The 1,343-nt window shown below is 61.6% G+C and carries 1 protein-coding gene; it reads left to right on the plus strand.

The window, feature by feature from the left end; all coding sequences use genetic code 11:
- The first annotated feature begins 40 nt into the window (after positions 1-40).
- Entirely contained in the window at positions 41-1,315 is a 1,275-nt protein-coding gene (locus IQ273_RS33165) for a glycosyl hydrolase family 8 (RefSeq protein ID WP_228054378.1), read from the plus strand.
- Positions 1,316-1,343 lie beyond the last annotated feature (28 nt).

Here is a 1,343-nt window from a genome sequence, read left to right on the forward strand (position 1 = left end):
CCCATATACCCACTCACCCACCCTCCCCCGGTGACCTACCATGATGCGACTCTTTAACCTGCGGCGCACACAAACCCGCATGCTGCTGACTATCCTGCCCCTGGCGCTGGTACTGGTAGCCGCCGCGCCCAGCTGCACCAGCCAAACCGCCGCCTGCGCCTGCCTCAACTCGGGCGAAGAAGTGGCCCTGGCGCTACCCGTCGATAGTCCCCAAAATGACCTTCTAATCGAGAGCTGGCAGGCCTACCGCAGCCGATTCATTCAGGACGATGGCCGGGTGATTGATCGCGAAGACAGCGATCGCACCGTCTCTGAAGGCCAGGCCTACGCCATGCTGCGGGCCGTCGCCGTTAACGACCCTGCCACCTTCGATCGCACCTACAGCTGGGCCAAAAGCAACCTCGCCCGCCTGGATGAAGAGGGCGAACCGATCGACCTGCTCTGGGCCTGGAAGTGGGGTCAGCGCCCAAACAACAGCTGGGGCACGCTGGATGCCAATTTTGCCACCGATGCCGACATTGACGCGGCCACTGCCCTAATTTTGGCAGCCCAGCGCTGGTCATGTCCCCAGTACCTCGATGAAGCCCGTGCCCTGCTAGCCGATATTTGGACCCACGGCACAGTGGAATTGCCCGACGGCACCCGGCAGCTAATTCCTGGCCCCGCCGATGCCTTTCGCCTAGAGCCCGACCAGGTAATTCTCAACCCGTCGTACTTTGCCCCCGCCAGCTTTCGTTTGTTTGCTGAAGTAGACCCCGACCACAACTGGAACCGCCTGATCGACAGCGGCTACGCCATGCTCGATGACCTGTCGGAGTTTTCTGCCACCGGTCTGCCCCCCGACTGGATTGCCTACAACCCAACCAGCGGTACCTACCGCCAGCTCCCCCTCGACTACCCGCTGCAAAGCCGCTACAGCTTCGATGCCTTTCGGGTCTGGTGGCGGGTTGCTCAAGATGCCGCCTGGTTTAGCGAAACCCGCGCCCAGAGTTACCTGGAAGCTCGCACCCCCGAACTGATTCGCCGCTGGCAGCAAAATAACCGACTGCCCGCCCGACTCACCCTTGATGGCAATGCCGAGGCCAGTTTTGAGGCCACCGCCCACTACGCCATGGTCTACCTAGCCCTTACCCAGGTAGACGAGCCTGCGATCGCCGACGAAATTTTGAGTCAAAAACTCCAGCCCGTTTACAGCGACGGCTTTTGGGATAGCGACACCGCCTACTACACCCAAAACCTGGCCTGGTTTGGCCTGCTGCCCCTGGAGGTTTCCCCCGATCGCATCAAAACCGCTGGCGGCACCTGCAATCCCTAAGCAGCTCTCCCCTGCTTGCCCCCTGCTC

This window comes from Nodosilinea sp. LEGE 07298 (assembly GCF_015207265.1).
In the GTDB taxonomy this organism is placed as follows: domain Bacteria; phylum Cyanobacteriota; class Cyanobacteriia; order Phormidesmidales; family Phormidesmidaceae; genus Nodosilinea.

Bases quoted from the DNA above. Each gene is read 5' to 3' on its own strand.
- IQ273_RS33165 (WP_228054378.1), top strand. From the start codon at position 41: ATGATGCGACTCTTTAACCTGCGGCGCACACAAACCCGCATGCTGCTG.